Annotated in this window: 16 protein-coding genes; 10 read left to right on the top strand and 6 right to left on the bottom strand. The window is 56.4% G+C overall.

Translation table 11 applies throughout. The annotated features are described in order from the left end of the window. The first annotated feature begins 56 nt into the window (after nt 1–56). The 6 genes from PGR23_RS06810 (at nt 57) to clcB (ending at nt 6,447) form a co-directional block, all read left to right on the top strand. The gene (locus PGR23_RS06810; RefSeq protein ID WP_047048073.1) at nt 57–329 is read left to right on the top strand and encodes a DUF1161 domain-containing protein; all 273 of its coding nucleotides are present in this window, start codon (nt 57–59) and stop codon (nt 327–329) included. A gap of 147 nt (nt 330–476) precedes the next feature. Further along, nucleotides 477–2,912 carry a selenate/tellurate reductase subunit YnfE gene (gene ynfE / locus PGR23_RS06815; RefSeq protein ID WP_315710308.1) on the top strand — a complete coding sequence of 812 codons (2,436 nt, stop codon included), beginning with the start codon at nt 477–479 and terminating at the stop codon, nt 2,910–2,912. 10 nt (nt 2,913–2,922) lie between these two features. Then, complete coding sequence (locus tag PGR23_RS06820; protein WP_315710306.1) at nt 2,923–3,540, top strand: DMSO/selenate family reductase complex B subunit; 618 nt, start codon at nt 2,923–2,925, stop codon at nt 3,538–3,540. Nucleotide 3,541: 1 nt separating this feature from the next. Then, nucleotides 3,542–4,399 (top strand): DmsC/YnfH family molybdoenzyme membrane anchor subunit, encoded by an 858-nt coding sequence (locus PGR23_RS06825; protein ID WP_315710304.1) that lies wholly within the window; start codon nt 3,542–3,544, stop codon nt 4,397–4,399. A gap of 42 nt (nt 4,400–4,441) precedes the next feature. Beyond that, on the top strand, nt 4,442–5,050 hold the full coding sequence (gene dmsD, locus PGR23_RS06830) for a Tat proofreading chaperone DmsD (protein ID WP_396279730.1): 609 nt from the start codon (nt 4,442–4,444) through the stop codon (nt 5,048–5,050). Nucleotides 5,051–5,151: 101 nt separating this feature from the next. Next, on the top strand, nt 5,152–6,447 hold the full coding sequence (clcB, locus tag PGR23_RS06835; RefSeq protein WP_047042925.1) for a voltage-gated ClC-type chloride channel ClcB: 1,296 nt from the start codon (nt 5,152–5,154) through the stop codon (nt 6,445–6,447). On the opposite strand, the gene bioD is transcribed toward clcB, so the two are convergent. The 3 genes from bioD to PGR23_RS06850 form a co-directional block, all read right to left on the bottom strand. Then, a complete protein-coding gene (bioD, locus tag PGR23_RS06840) occupies nt 6,400–7,095 on the bottom strand; it encodes a dethiobiotin synthase (protein ID WP_045392306.1) in 696 nt (231 codons plus the stop codon). The genes clcB and bioD overlap by 48 nt on opposite strands. A gap of 127 nt (nt 7,096–7,222) precedes the next feature. Then, nucleotides 7,223–8,443, bottom strand: a complete 1,221-nt coding sequence (mlc, locus tag PGR23_RS06845) for a sugar metabolism global transcriptional regulator Mlc (RefSeq protein WP_045392308.1) — start codon at nt 8,441–8,443, stop codon at nt 7,223–7,225. A gap of 124 nt (nt 8,444–8,567) precedes the next feature. Beyond that, nucleotides 8,568–9,470, bottom strand: coding sequence for a LysR family transcriptional regulator (locus tag PGR23_RS06850; protein ID WP_315710300.1), 903 nt, complete (start codon nt 9,468–9,470; stop codon nt 8,568–8,570). A gap of 113 nt (nt 9,471–9,583) precedes the next feature. Between PGR23_RS06850 and PGR23_RS06855 the strand changes: the two genes are divergently transcribed. Next, a complete protein-coding gene (locus PGR23_RS06855) occupies nt 9,584–10,852 on the top strand; it encodes an MFS transporter (RefSeq protein WP_323129992.1) in 1,269 nt (422 codons plus the stop codon). Between the two features lie 35 nt (nt 10,853–10,887). Here PGR23_RS06855 and PGR23_RS06860 read toward each other — a convergent pair whose 3' ends face one another. Next, the gene (locus PGR23_RS06860; protein ID WP_020078946.1) at nt 10,888–10,980 is read right to left on the bottom strand and encodes a KPN_01571 family protein; all 93 of its coding nucleotides are present in this window, start codon (nt 10,978–10,980) and stop codon (nt 10,888–10,890) included. Between the two features lie 194 nt (nt 10,981–11,174). On the opposite strand from PGR23_RS06860, the gene PGR23_RS06865 reads away from it, so the two are divergent. Both PGR23_RS06865 and asr read left to right on the top strand, forming a co-directional pair. Then, nucleotides 11,175–12,662: a carboxypeptidase M32 gene (locus tag PGR23_RS06865; protein ID WP_315710296.1), complete on the top strand. Its 1,488-nt coding sequence runs from the start codon at nt 11,175–11,177 to the stop codon at nt 12,660–12,662. A gap of 171 nt (nt 12,663–12,833) precedes the next feature. After that, nucleotides 12,834–13,253, top strand: coding sequence for an acid resistance repetitive basic protein Asr (gene asr, locus PGR23_RS06870; protein WP_315710294.1), 420 nt, complete (start codon nt 12,834–12,836; stop codon nt 13,251–13,253). A 158-nt stretch (nt 13,254–13,411) separates the two neighbouring features. Here asr and PGR23_RS06875 read toward each other — a convergent pair whose 3' ends face one another. Beyond that, nucleotides 13,412–13,669 (bottom strand): hypothetical protein, encoded by a 258-nt coding sequence (locus tag PGR23_RS06875; RefSeq protein WP_052667954.1) that lies wholly within the window; start codon nt 13,667–13,669, stop codon nt 13,412–13,414. 654 nt (nt 13,670–14,323) lie between these two features. Here PGR23_RS06875 and PGR23_RS06880 point away from each other — a divergent pair. Further along, nucleotides 14,324–15,136 carry a trypsin-like serine peptidase gene (locus PGR23_RS06880; RefSeq protein WP_047042911.1) on the top strand — a complete coding sequence of 271 codons (813 nt, stop codon included), beginning with the start codon at nt 14,324–14,326 and terminating at the stop codon, nt 15,134–15,136. On the opposite strand, the gene PGR23_RS06885 is transcribed toward PGR23_RS06880, so the two are convergent. Next, the gene (locus tag PGR23_RS06885; RefSeq protein WP_396279731.1) at nt 15,137–17,293 is read right to left on the bottom strand and encodes a putative bifunctional diguanylate cyclase/phosphodiesterase; all 2,157 of its coding nucleotides are present in this window, start codon (nt 17,291–17,293) and stop codon (nt 15,137–15,139) included. Nucleotides 17,294–17,351: the final 58 nt, after the last annotated feature.

A 17,351-nucleotide genomic window follows, 5' to 3' on the forward strand; every position in this document is an offset into this window, starting at 1 on the left:
TATTTACACCAATTCTGCTATGCTTAAAAATGGATGACATCAATAAGGAGCTTATGATGAAACTATCCCCATGGTTGTGCGCGGTCCTGCTGCTGGGTTCGGCATCCGCACTGGCAGCGCCGGACTCCTGCGAGCGGGTAAAGGGCGAGATCCAGCAAAAGATCATCAACAACGGCGTTCCGGCTTCTGGTTTTAGCCTGGCCATTGTACCGAACGATCAGCCTGACCAGCCCGGCGCTCAGGTGGTTGGCCACTGCGCTAACGACACCTTCAAGATAATCTATACCCGCAACGGCGACGCGACGGCGACCGATTCAGACGGGCAATAACCGCCGCTTTCGAGTGAAGGATCTTATCTCTGGTTGACCGGAGATAAGATTCGCCTACCCCTATTTAAGTATTATTTCTCACCCATGCGCAGCAATCCTGCGGTTGCCAGCGGCATTTCGCATAATAAAAATCATGGAGTGAGCACAATGTCCAACCCTGAACATCCCGGCGGCGTCAGTCGTCGCACCCTCATAAAATCCTCAGCAATCGGTTCCCTGGCCCTGGCCGCCGGCGGCCTGTCGCTGCCTTTCAGTCTACGCGCCGCGGCCGCCGCCGTGCAGCAAGCCACCGGAGCAGAAGAAAAAACCGTCTGGGGTGCCTGCTCGGTTAACTGCGGCAGCCGCTGCGCGCTGCGCCTGCACGTTCGCGACAACGAAGTGGTGTGGGTGGAGACCGATAATACCGGCCATGATATTTACGGCGATCATCAGGTTCGCGCCTGCCTGCGCGGGCGTTCTATCCGCCGACGTATCAATCACCCCGATCGTCTTAACTACCCAATGAAACGCGTAGGCAAACGCGGCGAAGGAAAATTCGAACGCATTAGTTGGACCGAAGCGCTGGATACCATCGCCGAAAGTCTGAAACGCGTGGTAAAAGAGTACGGCAACGAAGCGGTCTATATTAACTACTCTTCCGGGATTGTCGGCGGGAATATGACCCGCTCTTCCCCTTCCGCCTCGCCGGTGATGCGGCTGATGAACTGCTACGGCGGATCGCTCAACCAGTACGGCACCTACAGTACGGCGCAGATCGCCTGCGCCATGCCCTATACCTACGGTAGCAACGACGGTAACAGCACTTCGGATATTGAAAACAGTAAACTGGTGGTAATGTTCGGCAATAACCCGGCGGAAACCCGCATGAGCGGCGGCGGCATTACCTGGTACCTGGAGCAGGCCCGTGAGCGTTCCAACGCCCGCATGATCGTCATCGACCCACGCTATACCGATACCGCGGCCGGGCGTGAAGATGAGTGGATCCCCATTCGTCCCGGTACCGATGCGGCGCTGGTCGCCGGTATCGCCTGGGTATTGATTAATGAAAATCTGGTAGACCAGCCGTTCCTCGATAAATACTGCATCGGCTACGATGAGAAAACCTTGCCGGCCGATGCTCCGGCCAACGGCCACTATAAAGCCTATATTCTCGGCCAGGGGGACGACGCGACCGCCAAGACGCCACAGTGGGCCTCGCGTATTACCGGTATTCCCGCCGATCGCATCATTAAACTGGCGCGCGAAATCGGTATGACCAAACCCGCCTATATCTGCCAGGGCTGGGGGCCGCAGCGCCAGGCGAACGGCGAGCTCTCCGCGCGGGCTATCGCCATGCTGCCGATTTTAACCGGCAACGTCGGCATCAACGGCGGAAACAGCGGCGCCCGCGAATCGACCTATACCATCACCATTGAGCGTCTGCCGGTACTGGAAAATCCGGTAAAAACCGCCATCTCCTGCTTTAGCTGGACCGACGCTATCGCCCGCGGGCCGGAGATGACCGCCACCCGCGACGGCGTGCGCGGCAAAGAGAAGCTGACGGTTCCCATCAAATTCCTGTGGAACTATGCTGGCAACACCATCATTAACCAGCATTCCGACATCAATAAAACCCACGATATCCTGCAGGACGAGAGCAAATGCTCGACGATCGTGGTTATCGAAAACTTTATGACCTCGTCGGCAAAATATGCCGATATTCTGCTGCCGGACCTGATGACCGTAGAACAGGAAGATATCATTCCTAACGACTATGCCGGCAATATGGGCTATCTGATTTTCATCCAGCCCGCCACCACGGCGAAGTTCGAACGCAAACCTATCTACTGGATCCTAAGTGAAGTGGCAAAACGTCTTGGCGACGACGTGCATCAGCGCTTCACCGAAGGCCGGACTCAGGAGCAGTGGTTACAGTACCTGTACGCCAAAATGGTCGCTAAAGATCCGGCGCTGCCGGGCTATGACGAACTCAAAAAAATGGGCATCTACAAGCGTAAAGACCCGAACGGCCATTTCGTCGCCTATCGGGATTTCCGTCGCGATCCTGAAGCGCATCCGCTAAAAACCCCCTCCGGCAAAATTGAGATTTACTCCAGCCGCCTCGCCGAGATTGCCGCCCGCTGGGAGCTGGAAAAAGGCGACGTCATCAGTCCGCTGCCGGTCTATGCCTCCACCTTTGAAGGCTGGGACGATCCGTTGCGCAGCCAGTTCCCGCTGCAAATGTTTGGCTTCCACTATAAGGCGCGTACCCACTCCAGCTACGGCAACGTCGATGTCTTACAAGCGGCCTGCCGCCAGGAAGTGTGGCTTAACCCTATCGATGCCGGAAAGCGCGGGATTAACAACGGCGACATGGTGCGCGTCTTTAATCAGCGCGGCGAACTGCGTATTCCGGCGAAGGTCACGCCGCGTATTATGCCTGGGGTGACGGCGATGGGTCAGGGAGCATGGCACGATGCCAATATGTCTGGCGATCGCGTCGACCACGGCGCCTGCATGAATACCCTCACCACCCACCGGCCTTCACCGCTGGCGAAGGGAAATCCGCAGCATACCAACCTGGTCGAAATCGAGAAGGTTTAAGGAGTAAACCATGAGCGCTCAATACGGATTTTTTATCGATTCCGCCCGTTGCACCGGCTGCAAAACCTGCGAGCTGGCCTGTAAAGACTACAAGAACCTGACGCCGGACGTCAGCTTCCGTCGTATCTATGAGTATGCCGGCGGCGACTGGCAGGAGGACAACGGCGTCTGGAATCAGAACGTTTTTGCCTATTACCTCTCTATCGCCTGTAACCACTGCGAAGACCCGGCGTGCACCAAGGTCTGCCCGAGCGGGGCGATGCACAAGCGCGAAGACGGTTTAGTGGTGGTCAATGAAGAGGTGTGCATCGGCTGTCGCTACTGCCATATGGCCTGCCCGTATGGCGCGCCGCAGTACAACGCCGCCAAAGGGCATATGACCAAATGCGACGGCTGTCACGAGCGTGTCGCACAAGGCAAGAAACCGATTTGCGTCGAGTCCTGCCCGCTGCGCGCGCTGGACTTCGGGCCGATTGCCGAGCTGCGGGAAAAACACGGCCAGCTGGCCGCCGTGGCGCCGCTGCCTTCAGCGCACTTCACCAGGCCGAGCATTGTAATAAAACCTAACGCCAACAGCCGTCAGTGTGGGGATACCACCGGCTATCTGGCCAATCCGCAGGAGGTCTGAAATGGGAAATGGATGGCATGAATGGCCGCTGGTTCTGTTTACGGTACTGGGGCAATGCGTCGCTGGCGCAGTCATCGTCAGCGGCCTGGGCTGGGTGTCGCTCTCCGGTCAGCGCAAAGCGCGAGAGCGGCTGGTGCGCAGCATGTTCTTTATCTGGCTATTGATGGGAATAGGTTTTCTCGCTTCCGTAATCCATCTCGGCTCGCCGCTACGCGCATTTAATTCACTGAATCGCGTTGGCGCTTCAGCGCTCAGTAATGAAATCGCCAGCGGCGCCCTCTTCTTCGCCGTTGGCGGATTCTGGTGGCTACTGGCGGTGCCAGGAAAAATGCCGGAGGCGCTCGGCAAAATCTGGTTGTTTCTCACCATGCTACTGGGGTTGCTGTTTGTGATGGCGATGACCCGCGTCTACCAAATTGACACCGTGCCGACGTGGTATAATGGCTACACTACCAGCGCGTTCTTCCTGACGGTACTACTCAGCGGGCCGCTGTTCGCCGCCCTGCTGCTGAAGCTGGCGAAAGTTGACTTCAACGGCTGGTTTTTTGCCGCGATTAGCGTCGCCGCCCTCATCATCAGCGTGGCCGTTGTTGTCTTGCAAAGCGCTGACCTCGGCACGATCCACAGTTCAGTACAACAGGCGAACGCCCATCTTCCGGATTACGGCAGACTGCAGGTTCTACGGCTGATCCTGCTGGCGCTCGGTCTCGGCTGCTGGCTGTGTCCGCTTCTCCGCCGCCAGCCGCCGCGCGCCGCCGGGTTATTGATCGGGCTGATAATGGTTTTAGTCGCGGAGTGTATAGGCCGCGGCCTGTTTTATGGCCTGCATATGACCGTAGGTATGGCGGTTGCGGGTTAACGAGACGGCGCGCCTGTGCGCGCCGCAGTAAGGAATAGGGTAATGATGCAGATCCCAAATCGCAACGCCGTCGCACTAAGCGCCCGTACGCTGGGCGCGCTGTTCTCTTTTGCACCGGACAGCGAGCAAAACGCGCCGCTGGTCGCCGCTTTTCTCGATGGTAGCTGGCAGCCGCAGTGGCCGTTCCCGGTCTCGGATTCACTGGCAATGGAATTCGTCGCCAGCAGCGACGAGACTCTGCCGCAAGCCTGGCAGCGTCTGTTTATCGGCCCATGGGCGCTGCCCGCTCCGCCGTGGGGCTCGGTGTGGCTGGATAAAGAGTCGGTGTTATTCGGCGACTCGACGCTTGCGCTGCGCGAATGGATGCGGGCCAGCGGTATCGCGCTGGATCTTGAGCGCAACGAACCCGAAGATCACTTCGGCACCTTGCTGCTGCTGGCTGCATGGCTGTGCGAAACAAATCAGGATGAGTTGTTTGCGCAACTGCTGGCCTGGCATCTGCTGCCGTGGTCCGGGCGTTTCCTGAGCGTCTTTATGGAAAACGCCGGGCATCCGTTCTATCGGGCGCTGGGCCAACTGGCGCAGTCGACGCTGGCTAACTGGCAGGCACATTTGCCCATCGCGGTGGCAGAAAAGCAGCTGTATCGTTAACTCACCCGCCGCGTCGATCCCCGGCGCGGCACTTATAGCTTTTGCATCTAAGGTTATTCCCTATCACAATAACGCCATGACTCCCAATTTCACGCCCGCTAATGCACCGTCTTCATAACTATCCTGATGTGCAGGTGATGTTCCGTCGCCTGCTCATCGCCACGCTCGTCGGCATCTTTGCGGCGCTGGCCGTGGCGCTGTTTCGCCACTCGATGGTCGTGCTGGAAACATTATTTCTCGGTAACGATAGCGGTAGCCTGGTGAACGCCGCACAGTCGCTGCCGTGGTGGCGTCGGCTGCTGACGCCAGCGCTTGGCGGACTGGCCGCGGGGACATTGCTGTGGTTATGGCAACGGCGCAGCGTGTCGCGTCCGCACGCCCCGACCGATTACATGGAAGCGCTGGAAACCGGCGATGGTTGTTTCGATACGCCGGCAAGCCTCGTGAAATCGCTGGCGTCGCTGCTGGTGGTTGTGACCGGCAGCGCCATTGGCCGCGAAGGAGCCATGATCCTGCTGGCCGCGCTGGCCGCCTCGCTGTTCGCCCGCCGCTTTACCCCGCGCGCTGAATGGAAGCTGTGGGTCGCCTGCGGCGCCGCCGCCGGGATGGCCAGCGCCTATCATGCGCCGCTGGCGGGTAGCCTGTTTATCGCGGAAATCCTCTTTGGCACCCTGATGCTGGCCTCGCTCGGCCCGGTAGTCATTTCGGCGGTAATCGCCCTGTTACTAACGAATCTGCTCAACGGCGGCGCCGCGCCGCTGTACCACGTCGTCTTTCAGCAAAACCTTAACGCGCTGCATTACGTTTTAATGCTGGCGACCGGCCTGCTGGCCGGGCTGTGTGGGCCGCTATTTATCTGGCTGATGAACTACAGCCATCGTGGCTTCGTGAGGCTGAAACTGTCACCGCCGTGGCAGCTGGCGATGGGTGGACTGATCGTCGGCATGTTATCGCTCATTACCCCAGCGGTGTGGGGCAACGGTTATAGCGTGGTGCAAAGCTACCTGCTGTCGCCGCCGCTATTTAGCGTCATTATCATCGTCTTTGTCTGTAAGCTGTTGGCGGTGCTGGCCAGCAGCGGCTCCGGCGCCCCGGGCGGCGTCTTTACCCCGACGCTTTTCGTCGGGCTGGCGCTGGGCATGCTGTTCGCCAGTTTTAGCGGGCTATGGTTAGATAACGATCAGAACATGGCGATTATGATTGGGTTAACCGGGATGGCGGCGTTTCTCGCCGCGACAACGCATGCGCCGATTATGTCGACGCTGATGATTTGTGAGATGACCGGGCAGTATGTGCTGCTGCCCGGTTTATTGATCGCCTGCGTACTGGCCTCGGTACTGTCGCGAACGTTACGCCGGGATTCGATCTATCGCCATGACGCTGCCGAGAACGTCTAAGTCAACATACTGGCTGAGTTCACGTTGTTCGGCGCGCGGCAGATAAGGCAGCTCGCCAATAAGCGGCGCGGGTAGCTTTTTGCTCAGTACATCAATGATTTCAGCGTAGTGCGCAAGACCAGGATTAATGCGGTTGGCGACCCAGCCGATTAATGGCAAACCGTCGTTAGCCACCGCCTGAGCGGTCAACAGAGCATGGTTGATACACCCTTCCTGAATACCCACCACCAGCACTACCGGCAGTTGTTCCTGTACCACCCACTCGGAGAGCGGGCGTAAATCGTTCATCAGGCTGCGCCAGCCGCCGGTACCTTCCACTACGACATGATCGACCCTGCCGCTGAGCTGCTGCAGCCCGTCGCTGAGTAAACCGTAGTTGATCGGGCAGCTGTGCGCCACGCTGCTTTCTTCTTCGCTTAACGCGATGGGATTGACAGCATCATACGGCAGCGACAACGTCGACACGCTCTGTAATACCAGCGCGTCTTTATTACGCAGTCCGTCCGGCGTCTCTTTGCTGCCCTTCGCCACAGGCTTATACCCGGCGACGCTTTTACCGCTGGCAGCAAGTGCCTGCAGCAACGCGCGGGAAACTACCGTCTTCCCGACAGCAGTGTCAGTACCTGTTATAAAGAAACGCTTAAACATCACTAACCCCAAAGTTGTCTATACGAAAGATACATAAGAGAAATAATCAACAGTGGGAAAAGTCTACGCGAAGCCGTCGGGGCCCAGATTGAGATAGCGCAATTTTTGGTGCGACTATGAAAAAATGTTAACCCTGTAACAGTCGGATAAGGAGCGATCCGTTATAGAGGGCGTCTTTCACCAGAGCCGCGCCAGCCATCGTGCCGCGGTTTGAGAACTGGGTACTCTCAACCGCAATATGACGACTATATGCTGGCAGCGCCTGTTGCCGAATACAGTCAGAAATTGCCGGAAACAAAATATCGGATGCCTGGTTGAACGGCGAACCGATAAGGATTTTTTGTGGATTAAACAGGTTAACCATAATGGCCAGAATACGCCCCACGTGCGTACCAACGCCGGTAATGATATCCCGCGCCAGTAAATCACCCTGCTGCGCCGCCTGGCATAACCATTCAACGCTCAACTGCTGCTGATGCAGCATCGAGCTCATCGATTTTGCCATACGCATCTGCGCCAGTTCCAGCACGCTTTCGATGCTGGCGATGGTTTCCAGGCAGCCGTGATTGCCGCAGTAGCAGCGTTTACCATAAGGGTCGACCTGGGTATGACCGATCTCCACCAGGCTACTACTACCGGCATGCAGCAGGCGGCCATCGGTGATGACGCCAGCGCCGACGTTGTGGTCGATCACCACCTGGATGACGTCACGCGCCCCGCGTGACGCGCCAAACAACGATTCGGCCATGGTCCAGGCGCTGATATCGTGCTGAATATAGACCGACACCCCGGTGTGATTAGCCAGCGTTTCGCCAAGCGGCATGTCTTTCACATCATCGTAAAATGGCATCCGGTGAATGATGCCGTTTTCAGTATCGATGATCCCTGGCAAGGTGATGGCGATAGCGGTAAGGCGCTCGAGCTTGTGCTGATGGCGAATAAAAAACTGGTCGATATGCTCGATGATCCGCGTCAGCAGCGGTTGCGCATGCTGCAGCGGCAGTTCCAGTTGTTCTTCCACCACCAGTTTGCTGCTCAGATCGCGCAGCGCCAGATGAATCTCCCCCCGGCTGATGCGCAACGACAAATAATGCCAGGCTTCCGTTTCAACCATCAGCCCGACCGCCGGGCGGCCGCGGCTCCCCGGCTCCTGGATTTCGGTCTCCTGCACCAGATGCGCTTCCAGCATCTCGCGAACAATTTTGGTAATGCTGGCCGGCGCCAGTTGCGCAAATCGGGAAAGGTCGATACGCGACACCGGGCCAAGCTGATCAATCAGGCGATACACGGCTCCTGCGTTGGTCTGCTTTATTTGATCGATATGGCCTGGTTGACTGTCCGCTACCACCGTTGACTCCCTTTATTTTCGCGCTTCGAAATAAACTTTCGGCTATGGTGAAGCACTTCGATGGTACACGTCAAATTTTTACTTAGCCTTGTGATTTACCGCACGTTTTTGGGTCTTTTTTGTCTCATTTTGCTAACGCGGCGGCGGCGAGAAGATAATCGCGAAAACGCTGCGCCGCCAGCCCCTGTTCGCGATGTTTGGCCCACACCAGCCACATTTCCGACACCGCATCGGGTTCAGTAATCGGCAGCCAGCGCATTTCATTCAGCTGCACCCGCTTAAACGAGGCCGGTAGGATTGATACCCCAAGACCAGAAGCCACCAGGCCGATGATGGTCATGGCCTCGCCGACCTCCTGGGTGATAACCGGCGCGGTACCGTAGCGGCGCATCAGTCCGAGAATATCGTCGTACAGGCCGGTACCAACGTGCGGGTCGAAAAAGACAAACGGCTCGCGCGCCAGCTCAAGCAGACTGACCGCCTGCTGACGGGCCAGAGGATGATCGCTGGGCACCATCGCCAGTAGCGGTTCGCGCAGCACTTTTTCCCAGCACAGCGTATCCGGCAGCTGCGTGTTGCGCATCAGGCCAAGGTCAAGCGCCCCTTCAGTTAACGGCACTATCTGTTCGCGGGTGTTGGTTTCGCGAGTCTGGATATGGACATCGGGAAAGCGACGGCGAAAAGTGGAAAGCGTATCGGAAACCGCTTTGATAAATGGCGCCGATGAAGTGAAACCAATGCGCAGTTCACCAGTTTCGCCGTGGTGCAGGCGCCCGGCGCGGGCGGCGGCATCTTCAACTTGCGTCAGAATTTGTCGGCTATCGGCGAGAAATTGCTTCCCCGCCGCCGTCAGGCTGACGCTGCGGTTAGTGCGGGCAAACAGTCGCGCGCCAATTTGCTGTTCGAGAATCTGAATCTGCTGGCTTAACGGCGGCTGAGAGATGTTGAGGCGCGCCGCCGCACGGCCAAAATGTAGCTCTTCCGCCACGGCGACGAAGTAACGCAAATGACGCAGCTCGATATTCATATTTAAAACATCTTATTTGAGATTATTAATATATTAGACGGAATATTTACAATTTTATACCCTAAAAATGTGAGCTGAATGGTCACATCAGTTTGTTTGTAATCCAGCTGTATATAAGCAAGGAATTCTCCGTGAGCAACACAACAACCGCCGGCACCGCGCCGGCGAGCAGCGCCGGTGATAAGGCGGTAAACCAGCCAAATCAATTTATTAAACGCGGTACCCCGGCGTTTATCCGCGTCACCCTGGCGCTGTTTTCCGCCGGACTGGCAACCTTCGCCTTGCTTTACTGCGTGCAGCCCATTCTGCCGGTGCTGTCGGGCGAGTTCGGCGTAAGCCCCGCCAGCAGCAGTATTTCGTTATCGATTTCCACCGCGATGCTCGCCGTCGGCCTGCTATTTACCGGCCCGCTGTCGGATGCCATTGGCCGTAAACCGGTGATGGTCACCGCGTTACTGCTGGCCGCGTGCTGCTCCCTCTTATCAACAATGATGACCAGTTGGCACGGGATTCTGATCATGCGCGCGCTGATTGGTCTTTCGTTAAGCGGCGTAGCCGCCGTTGGGATGACTTATCTCAGCGAGGAGATCCACCCAAGCGTGGTGGCGTTTTCAATGGGGCTTTATATCAGCGGTAACTCGATAGGCGGCATGAGCGGCCGCCTGCTCACCGGGGTCTTTACCGATTTCTTCGGCTGGCGCGTGGCGCTGGCGGTGATAAGCGCCTTCGCCCTCGCGGCGGCAATCATGTTCTGGCGTATTCTTCCCGAGTCGCGCCACTTCCGCCCTATTTCGTTGAAACCGAAAACGCTGCTGATTAACTTCCATCTGCACTGGCGCGATCGCGGCCTGCCGCTATTGTTCCTCGAAGGTTTCCTGCTGATGGGCGCATTTGTGACCCTGTTTAACTATATTGGCTACCGCTTGATGATGTCGCCGTGGTCGCTGAACCAGGCGGTGGTCGGTCTGCTGTCGGTCGCCTACCTGACCGGGACCTGGAGTTCGCCAAAAGCCGGCGCGTTGACGGTGCGCTATGGCCGCGGACCGGTGATGCTGTTCTTTATTGCGGTGATGCTGTTTGGCCTGCTGATGACGCTATTCTCGCCCCTGTGGCTAATTTTCATCGGCATGTTGCTGTTCTCCGCCGGCTTTTTTGCCGCGCACTCGGTCGCCAGCAGTTGGATCGGCCCACGGGCGCGTCGCGCGCGCGGCCAGGCTTCTTCGCTATATCTGTTCAGCTACTATCTGGGTTCAAGTATTGCGGGGACGCTGGGCGGGGTCTTCTGGCATCACTACGGCTGGAACGGCGTCGGCGGCTTTATCGCGCTCCTGTTAATGGCCGCGCTGCTGACCGGCGCCTGTTTGCACAACCGCCTGAAATAATCGTTAAACGACGTGACCTTACGGGTCACGTCCGCTCACCATAGCCCGAGCACCGACGGCAACCCCAACAGTTCTCTGAGAGCATCCATAGAGAGCAGTGCGAAAAACACCCACGTGAACGGATTCATACTCGCCTCCGCTGACAGCCAGCGCCTGTTATCAGTGTAGCCGCTGGCGTGGCGCGCCGTCCGTTATAGTCATCACATGCGCATTTTTCGCCGCACGCAAAATGTCGTGCCCACGACTCGACCAAATCCCCCCGACGCGCTAGTGTACCCACTGACAACAGATTTATTTCACTCGCCACAGGCCAGCAGAGACTATGACTGAAAACAACAACTATCAGCAGCTCACCCGCACTTTCCAACGGCTCTCCCGCTTCTCGCACCTTGCCGCCATCGCCGGCTGGGATATGTTCGCCATGATGCCGCCCGGCGGCAGCCGCGCGCGCGGCGAAGCGCTGGCGGAGCTCGGGGTACTGCAGCACCAAATTTTGACCGATAAGAAGGTTGGCGAATGGCTGCGGCACGCCCAGCAGGAAGATCTTAACGATCTGGAGCAAGCTAACCTGCGCGAAATGACCCGACAGTACCAGCAGGCGGCGCTACTGCCGGAGAGCCTGGTGGAGGCGAAATCACTGGCCGGCAGCCGCTGCGAACACGCGTGGCGCAGCCAGCGTCCGGCTAACGACTGGCAGGGATTTGCCGAAAACCTGTGCGAAGTCGTTAAGCTCAGTCGCGAAGAGGCGCAGATCCGAGCCGAAGCGAAAGGGTGTTCCCGCTACGACGCCCTACTGGATATTTTTGAACCCGACATGACCAGCGCGCGTCTTGACGTGCTATTCGCCGATCTGAAATCCTGGCTGCCGTCGCTGCTGGCAAACGTCGTCGATAAGCAAGCGCAGAAGACGCTGCTCGAGCCACAGGGGCCCTTCGCCATCGCCGATCAGCGTGAGCTGGGCCTGGAAGCGATGCGGGTTTTAGGCTTTGATTTTGACGGCGGGCGTCTGGATATTAGCGCACACCCCTTCTGCGGCGGCGTGCCAGAGGACATCCGGATCACCACCCGCTATAACGAAAACGATCTGCTCAGCGCGCTATTTGGCGTGATCCACGAAACTGGCCACGCTCGCTATGAACAGAACCTCCCGCGTAACTGGGTCGATCAGCCGGTTGGGCTGGCTCGCTCAACGGCGATTCACGAATCTCAGAGTCTGTTCTTCGAAATGCAGCTTGGCCGCAGCGAAGCCTTCCTCAACCGCCTGCTGCCCGCCGTGCGTCAGCGCTTTGGCGACCAGCCGGCGTTCAGCGCGGAAAACTTTATCGCCTGGAACCAGCGCGTGAAGCCGGGCTTCATTCGCGTCGATGCCGACGAAGTCAGCTACCCGGCGCACGTCATTCTGCGCTATGAAATCGAGCGGGCGCTGATCGACGGCGATATTGAAGTAGACGATATTCCGGCCCTGTGGGATGAGAAAATGCAGAGCTGGCTGGGTATTTCGACCCTCGGCAACTATCGTGACGGCTGTATGCAGGATATTCACTGGACCGATGGCGGTTTCGGCTATTTCCCTTCCTATACGCTGGGGGCGATGTACGCCGCACAGCTGATGGCGGCCGCCAGACGCGCGCTACCGAATCTCGCTCAGGATATCGCCGGCGGCGATTTTAACGCCCTGTTCGACTGGTTGCGGCAAAATATCTGGCAACACGGCAGCCGCTTTACCACTTCGCAGCTGATTAAGAATGCCACCGGTGAAGATCTCAACAGCGAGTATTTCCGCCAGCACCTTACCGCCCGTTATCTCTAAGCCTGCGCGCCGGGGCCTGCTCCGGCGCTTTACCCCCGCCTTGCTCGTATTGTACAAACGGTTACACGCCGATACCAAACACTCACGGAAAGCTCGAAAAGACAAGCATATAGTTACTTCAACGGCCCCGCAGTGGGGTTGAAATGAAGAAACCTTTTCGAGGATATCAGAATGAAAAAAGTATTAGCTCTGGTCGTTGCCGCTGCTATGGGTCTGTCTTCCGCTGCTTTCGCTGCTGATGCAGTAAGCACCACTCAGGCACCTGCTGCTGCAACTCACAGCACCACTGCCAAGACCACTCACCATAAAAAACATCACAAAGCTGCCGCCAAACCAGCTGCAGAACAGAAAGCCCAGGCTGCCAAGAAACACAAAAAAGCCGCGGCAAAACCTGCTGTAGAGCAAAAAGCTCAGGCAGCGAAAAAACACCACAAAGCCGCCACTAAACCGGCTTCGCAGAAAGCTCAGGCTGCCAAAAAGCACCACAAAACTGCCGCTAAACCAGTAGCGCAGAAAGCTCAGGCTGCCAAAAAACACCACAAAACCACTAAACACACCGCAGCTAAACCTGCTGCTCAGCCGGCTGCATAATCTTTCCGGTTAGTCTGGTCTTGTATAAATCGGCGCTGTTTCAGCGCCGTTTTTTTCTGGAGAGCGCTATGCTGCGACGTTATCGTTTTGAGCTCATCCTGATACTGCTGATAATCTGCGCGCTGGTGGCAACCCGCTTTTTCCTCTATTAGGCGCCGCTAATCTTCCCCCTCAATGGGAAAACCGGCTTCACGAATAGCCTGACGGCAATCGCTGACTCCTGCAGCATATCCCGCTTCAATTTCACATACCGGGCTCGCGCTGGAGAAAGGCAAGCGAATCGGCGTCGCCAGTTGACGTTCCAGCTCGCTAATTTTTTGCCGCGCCGCCAGCAACTCCACCGCCAATTCAGCGGCCGACACTTCGGTTTTCGCTCCTGTAATCACCGCCCGTAATTGCGTCTCATCGATAGTCATCATGTCCGCCAGTTCTGCATTCACTGGCAGATATTATAGCCAACGCCACCTCAGCGGCGCTGGCGGCTCGTTACAGGGCATGTACCGCCTCAATCACGAGATAACCCATCGCTCCCCACATAAAAATTGAAACTAACGAAACATAAACTAACGCGCGAATACCTTGTTTAGACATACACCCTCCCACTGCGGGAAATGACCTTGTGCTTATGATGGCCGGGTCAACCTCACATTTCACTCAATGGGAACCGGCGAAAACAATGTTTACAGTGAGAAAATGTTTCGTAGTGAAAATAATTGAGAAGATGGTAAAAAAACGCCAATGACGATGAACTTTTGCGTACTTCAGGCAACTAAAACGCCCGCTAAAAATTGCGCTTTACGAATGTCCTGCAAGGCAAAGTGATTATTTTTCCCGCGCTTTACGTACGTTCCGATACACGAATTATGTTGCGTTGCCCGCCGCTTTCTGCGGAAATGACGACAGCAGAGATTATGCGTTAACCCTCTGAATTACCATGGTTCTCGCAGAGATGAAATGTCTTCAGGAGTCGTTTTATCTGCCGTTTGGCTTAATAAAAATTATTCTTAACTTTCATAAACTTAAATCTCCTGCTACTTTCAATAGACATAATTATCTCCCCAGAGAGTGATATGCGTAGAGACGTACTGTTATTACTGTGTTCGTTTTGTGTATTTCCCCTGTTTGCTCACGCCGATGATGACGGCATGAGCGCGAAAGATATCAAAACGCTTTTTTTCGGCCATGACGATCGTAAAGCGGTCAGCGATCCGGCCAGTTCCCCCTGGGATGCCATCGGTCAATTAGAAACCGCCAGCGGTAATCTGTGTACCGCAACGCTGATTTCTCCGCATCTGGCCCTCACCGCCGGTCACTGTTTGCTGCAGCCGCCGAAAGGCAAGCCGGACAAGGCCGTCGCGTTGCGTTTTATCTCGCGTAAAGGCAACTGGGTCTATGAAATTCACGGGATTGACGGCCGTACCGACCCATCGCTAGGCAAACGGCTTAAAGCTGACGGCGATGGCTGGATTGTCCCCTCTTCCGCAGCCCCCTGGGACTTTGGCCTGATCGTCCTGCGCTACGCGCCAGGCGGTATTACGCCTGTTCCTGTTTTTAGTGGTGATAAAGAAGCGCTGACCGCGGCGCTAAAAGCCACGGACCGCAAAGTGACGCAATCCGGCTACCCGGAAGATCATCTGGATAGCCTCTATAGCCACCAGGATTGTCTGGTGACGGGATGGGCGCAAACGTCGGTGTTATCGCATCAATGCGATACGCTACCGGGCGACAGCGGTTCTCCACTGCTGTTGAAAACGGATAACGGCTGGCAGGTCATTGCGGTGCAAAGCTCGGCGCCGGGGCCGAAAGATCGCTATCGCGCCGATAACCGGGCCATTGCCGTGACCGGTTTTCTCGACAAGCTGGAAGCGCTGGCCAAAGAGTAATTATCCCTGCTGCTGGCGCAGTTGAAGCAATGAGTCGATAGGCATCGGTTGGCTGAAATAAAATCCCTGCAGTCGATCGCATCCCGCCCGCCGCAGCAGCGCCAGCTGCTGCTGAGTTTCTACCCCTTCTGCAACCACGGTGATCCCCAGCGCATTAGCGATACGTACCGTGCCGCGCACCAGTTCTGCCGCCTGTGGGTCGACATCCACCACCCCGGCTAACGACTTATCAATCTTGAGGCTATCAAAACGACAGCTGCGTAGATAACCAATACTGGAATAGCCAATGCCGAAATCATCCAGCGCGACGGCGATACCCAACGCTTTCAGGTTCTCGATAGCCACGCGGGCGCGCTCCGGGTTTTCCAGTACATAGCTTTCGGTCACTTCAAGCTGCAGGCGGCGAGCAGGAAACTGACAGCGTCCCAGGGTTTGGACCACCCGCGTTTCGAATTCCGGGTCACGGAATTGCGCCGGTGAAATATTGACGGAAAGCAACAAATCCCCCATCGGTTGTAAGTCGTAACAGGCTTGCGATAAGGCAAATTGACCTAGCGCGTAGATCAAACCACTGCTTTCAGCGATAGAAATAAAAGCATCTGGCGCAAGTGGGCCTTCAGGCCGCCGCGGCCAGCGTAGTAACGCTTCAACTCCTTCCATCGCCAGCGTTTCGGCGTTGACGATCGGCTGATACCAGACGTCAAATTCGCCCCTTTCCAGCCCTTCCCGGATACCATTTTCAATGTGCAACTGGTGCTGACGCGTTTCGTTGAGGGTATCATCGTACCAGGCCGCTCTCCCCTTACCGCTCTTCTTCGCGTGATACATAGCCATGTCGGCGCGGCGGAATAACTCGGTACTGGAGCATAATGCCGGTACGCCGCTGGCAATACCGATACTGGCGCTGATGTATATTTTGCGCTCGCTGAGTTCAATAGGGGCTTTTAATAACTCAAGCACCGCCCAGGCAAACGCGGAAGCCTGATTAAGCGCTTGTTCACCGCTGACGGTCATGGCGAATTCATCACCGCCCATCCGCGCCAGCATCGCCCCCGCCGGAACACGGTCGCGTAATTCGCGGGCAATGCGTGCGATTAGCGCGTCGCCAACATCATGGCCATAGTTGTCATTAACGTCTTTGAAGCCATCGAGATCGATAAATACCACGCTCTGCATTTCATTCTTGCCGCATTCGCCCATCGCATTTAAGCGTTCAATCAGCGCCCGACGGTTCGGCAAACGGCTCAGCCAATCGATTAACGCATTTTTTCGCGCCTGCTGTTCGCCGCGCGCCAGTTTGTATAACCCCAGGCTACTGAGCAGAATAAATAGCAGAATCAAACTCGCCGCCAGAATGGCGATGAGCCTGATGCTGTTTGACGCGGCTCGCGCCGCCTCCGCGCCAGGAAGACGCGGTTGCCAGCTCAGATATGCCAGCGTTTCCCCACCTTCTGTGCGCAATGGTACGCTGTATTCGCCGGCGAGCTGCGTCGTATGCAGGCGATTAATCTGGAAAGTATTCCCCAGGTTTTCCAGCATGGTCGGATTAATGTGGCGGGTAATAACCAGATAGCGACGGGTCTTGTCATAAACCGGTAAGCGGCCGATCGTCGGGCGAATCAAGCCGATACCCACAAACGCGATACCCTCCCGGGTGCGGGTAATACCAGCAAAGGCATTTTCACCACGTCTCAGCGTGTTCGCGTGTTGCTCGATAAGGGCTTGCAGCCCGCTGCCAAAAAAACCAATATCGGGTTCGGTAAATGGCTCGCTGCGAAAAGCGCCCCACAGGATCCGATAGTTTTCATCCAGGATAAAGGTCCCGTCGTAGAGATTATTAATCTTAAAACCCGCCCCCCACGAATCATACAGCCAGTGTGGGTCAAGATGGGGCGTATAGGTTTGTTTAACCGCATCATCCCAAATCGAATTATCCAATACCAAAGACAACACCCGATTGACCGATGTCTGTACGGCCCCTTGCACCGAGAGCATCGAACGGTGCTTATCAATTTCATTGGTTTTTATACTGACCAGGTGTTGTGACAAATAGAAAAGAGAAATAACGGAGACCACCAGCCCCAGGCCGGCGAAAAAGACCAGTACAGAAAGAATTTTGGCAGAGGGAATATTCCGCCAGCCTGGCAAAGGGATCATGCGCTGTCCTCATAGCGGCCTACCGAAACCAGGCCGAATCTGCTTTTTAAGCGTAATA

The organism is Klebsiella sp. 141162 (assembly GCF_050600755.1).
GTDB classification, from domain to species: Bacteria; Pseudomonadota; Gammaproteobacteria; order Enterobacterales; family Enterobacteriaceae; genus Klebsiella; species Klebsiella aerogenes.

Coding starts and splice junctions, on each gene's coding strand:
- PGR23_RS06810 (WP_047048073.1), top strand. CDS start 57: ATGAAACTATCCCCATGGTTGTGCGCGGTCCTGCTGCTGGGTTCGGCA.
- ynfE (WP_315710308.1), top strand. CDS start 477: ATGTCCAACCCTGAACATCCCGGCGGCGTCAGTCGTCGCACCCTCATA.
- PGR23_RS06820 (WP_315710306.1), top strand. CDS start 2,923: ATGAGCGCTCAATACGGATTTTTTATCGATTCCGCCCGTTGCACCGGC.
- PGR23_RS06825 (WP_315710304.1), top strand. CDS start 3,542: ATGGGAAATGGATGGCATGAATGGCCGCTGGTTCTGTTTACGGTACTG.
- dmsD (WP_396279730.1), top strand. CDS start 4,442: ATGATGCAGATCCCAAATCGCAACGCCGTCGCACTAAGCGCCCGTACG.
- clcB (WP_047042925.1), top strand. CDS start 5,152: ATGCACCGTCTTCATAACTATCCTGATGTGCAGGTGATGTTCCGTCGC.
- bioD (WP_045392306.1), bottom strand. CDS start 7,095: ATGTTTAAGCGTTTCTTTATAACAGGTACTGACACTGCTGTCGGGAAG.
- PGR23_RS06850 (WP_315710300.1), bottom strand. CDS start 9,470: ATGAATATCGAGCTGCGTCATTTGCGTTACTTCGTCGCCGTGGCGGAA.
- PGR23_RS06860 (WP_020078946.1), bottom strand. CDS start 10,980: ATGAATCCGTTCACGTGGGTGTTTTTCGCACTGCTCTCTATGGATGCT.
- PGR23_RS06865 (WP_315710296.1), top strand. CDS start 11,175: ATGACTGAAAACAACAACTATCAGCAGCTCACCCGCACTTTCCAACGG.
- asr (WP_315710294.1), top strand. CDS start 12,834: ATGAAAAAAGTATTAGCTCTGGTCGTTGCCGCTGCTATGGGTCTGTCT.
- PGR23_RS06875 (WP_052667954.1), bottom strand. CDS start 13,669: ATGACTATCGATGAGACGCAATTACGGGCGGTGATTACAGGAGCGAAA.
- PGR23_RS06880 (WP_047042911.1), top strand. CDS start 14,324: ATGCGTAGAGACGTACTGTTATTACTGTGTTCGTTTTGTGTATTTCCC.
- PGR23_RS06885 (WP_396279731.1), bottom strand. CDS start 17,293: ATGATCCCTTTGCCAGGCTGGCGGAATATTCCCTCTGCCAAAATTCTT.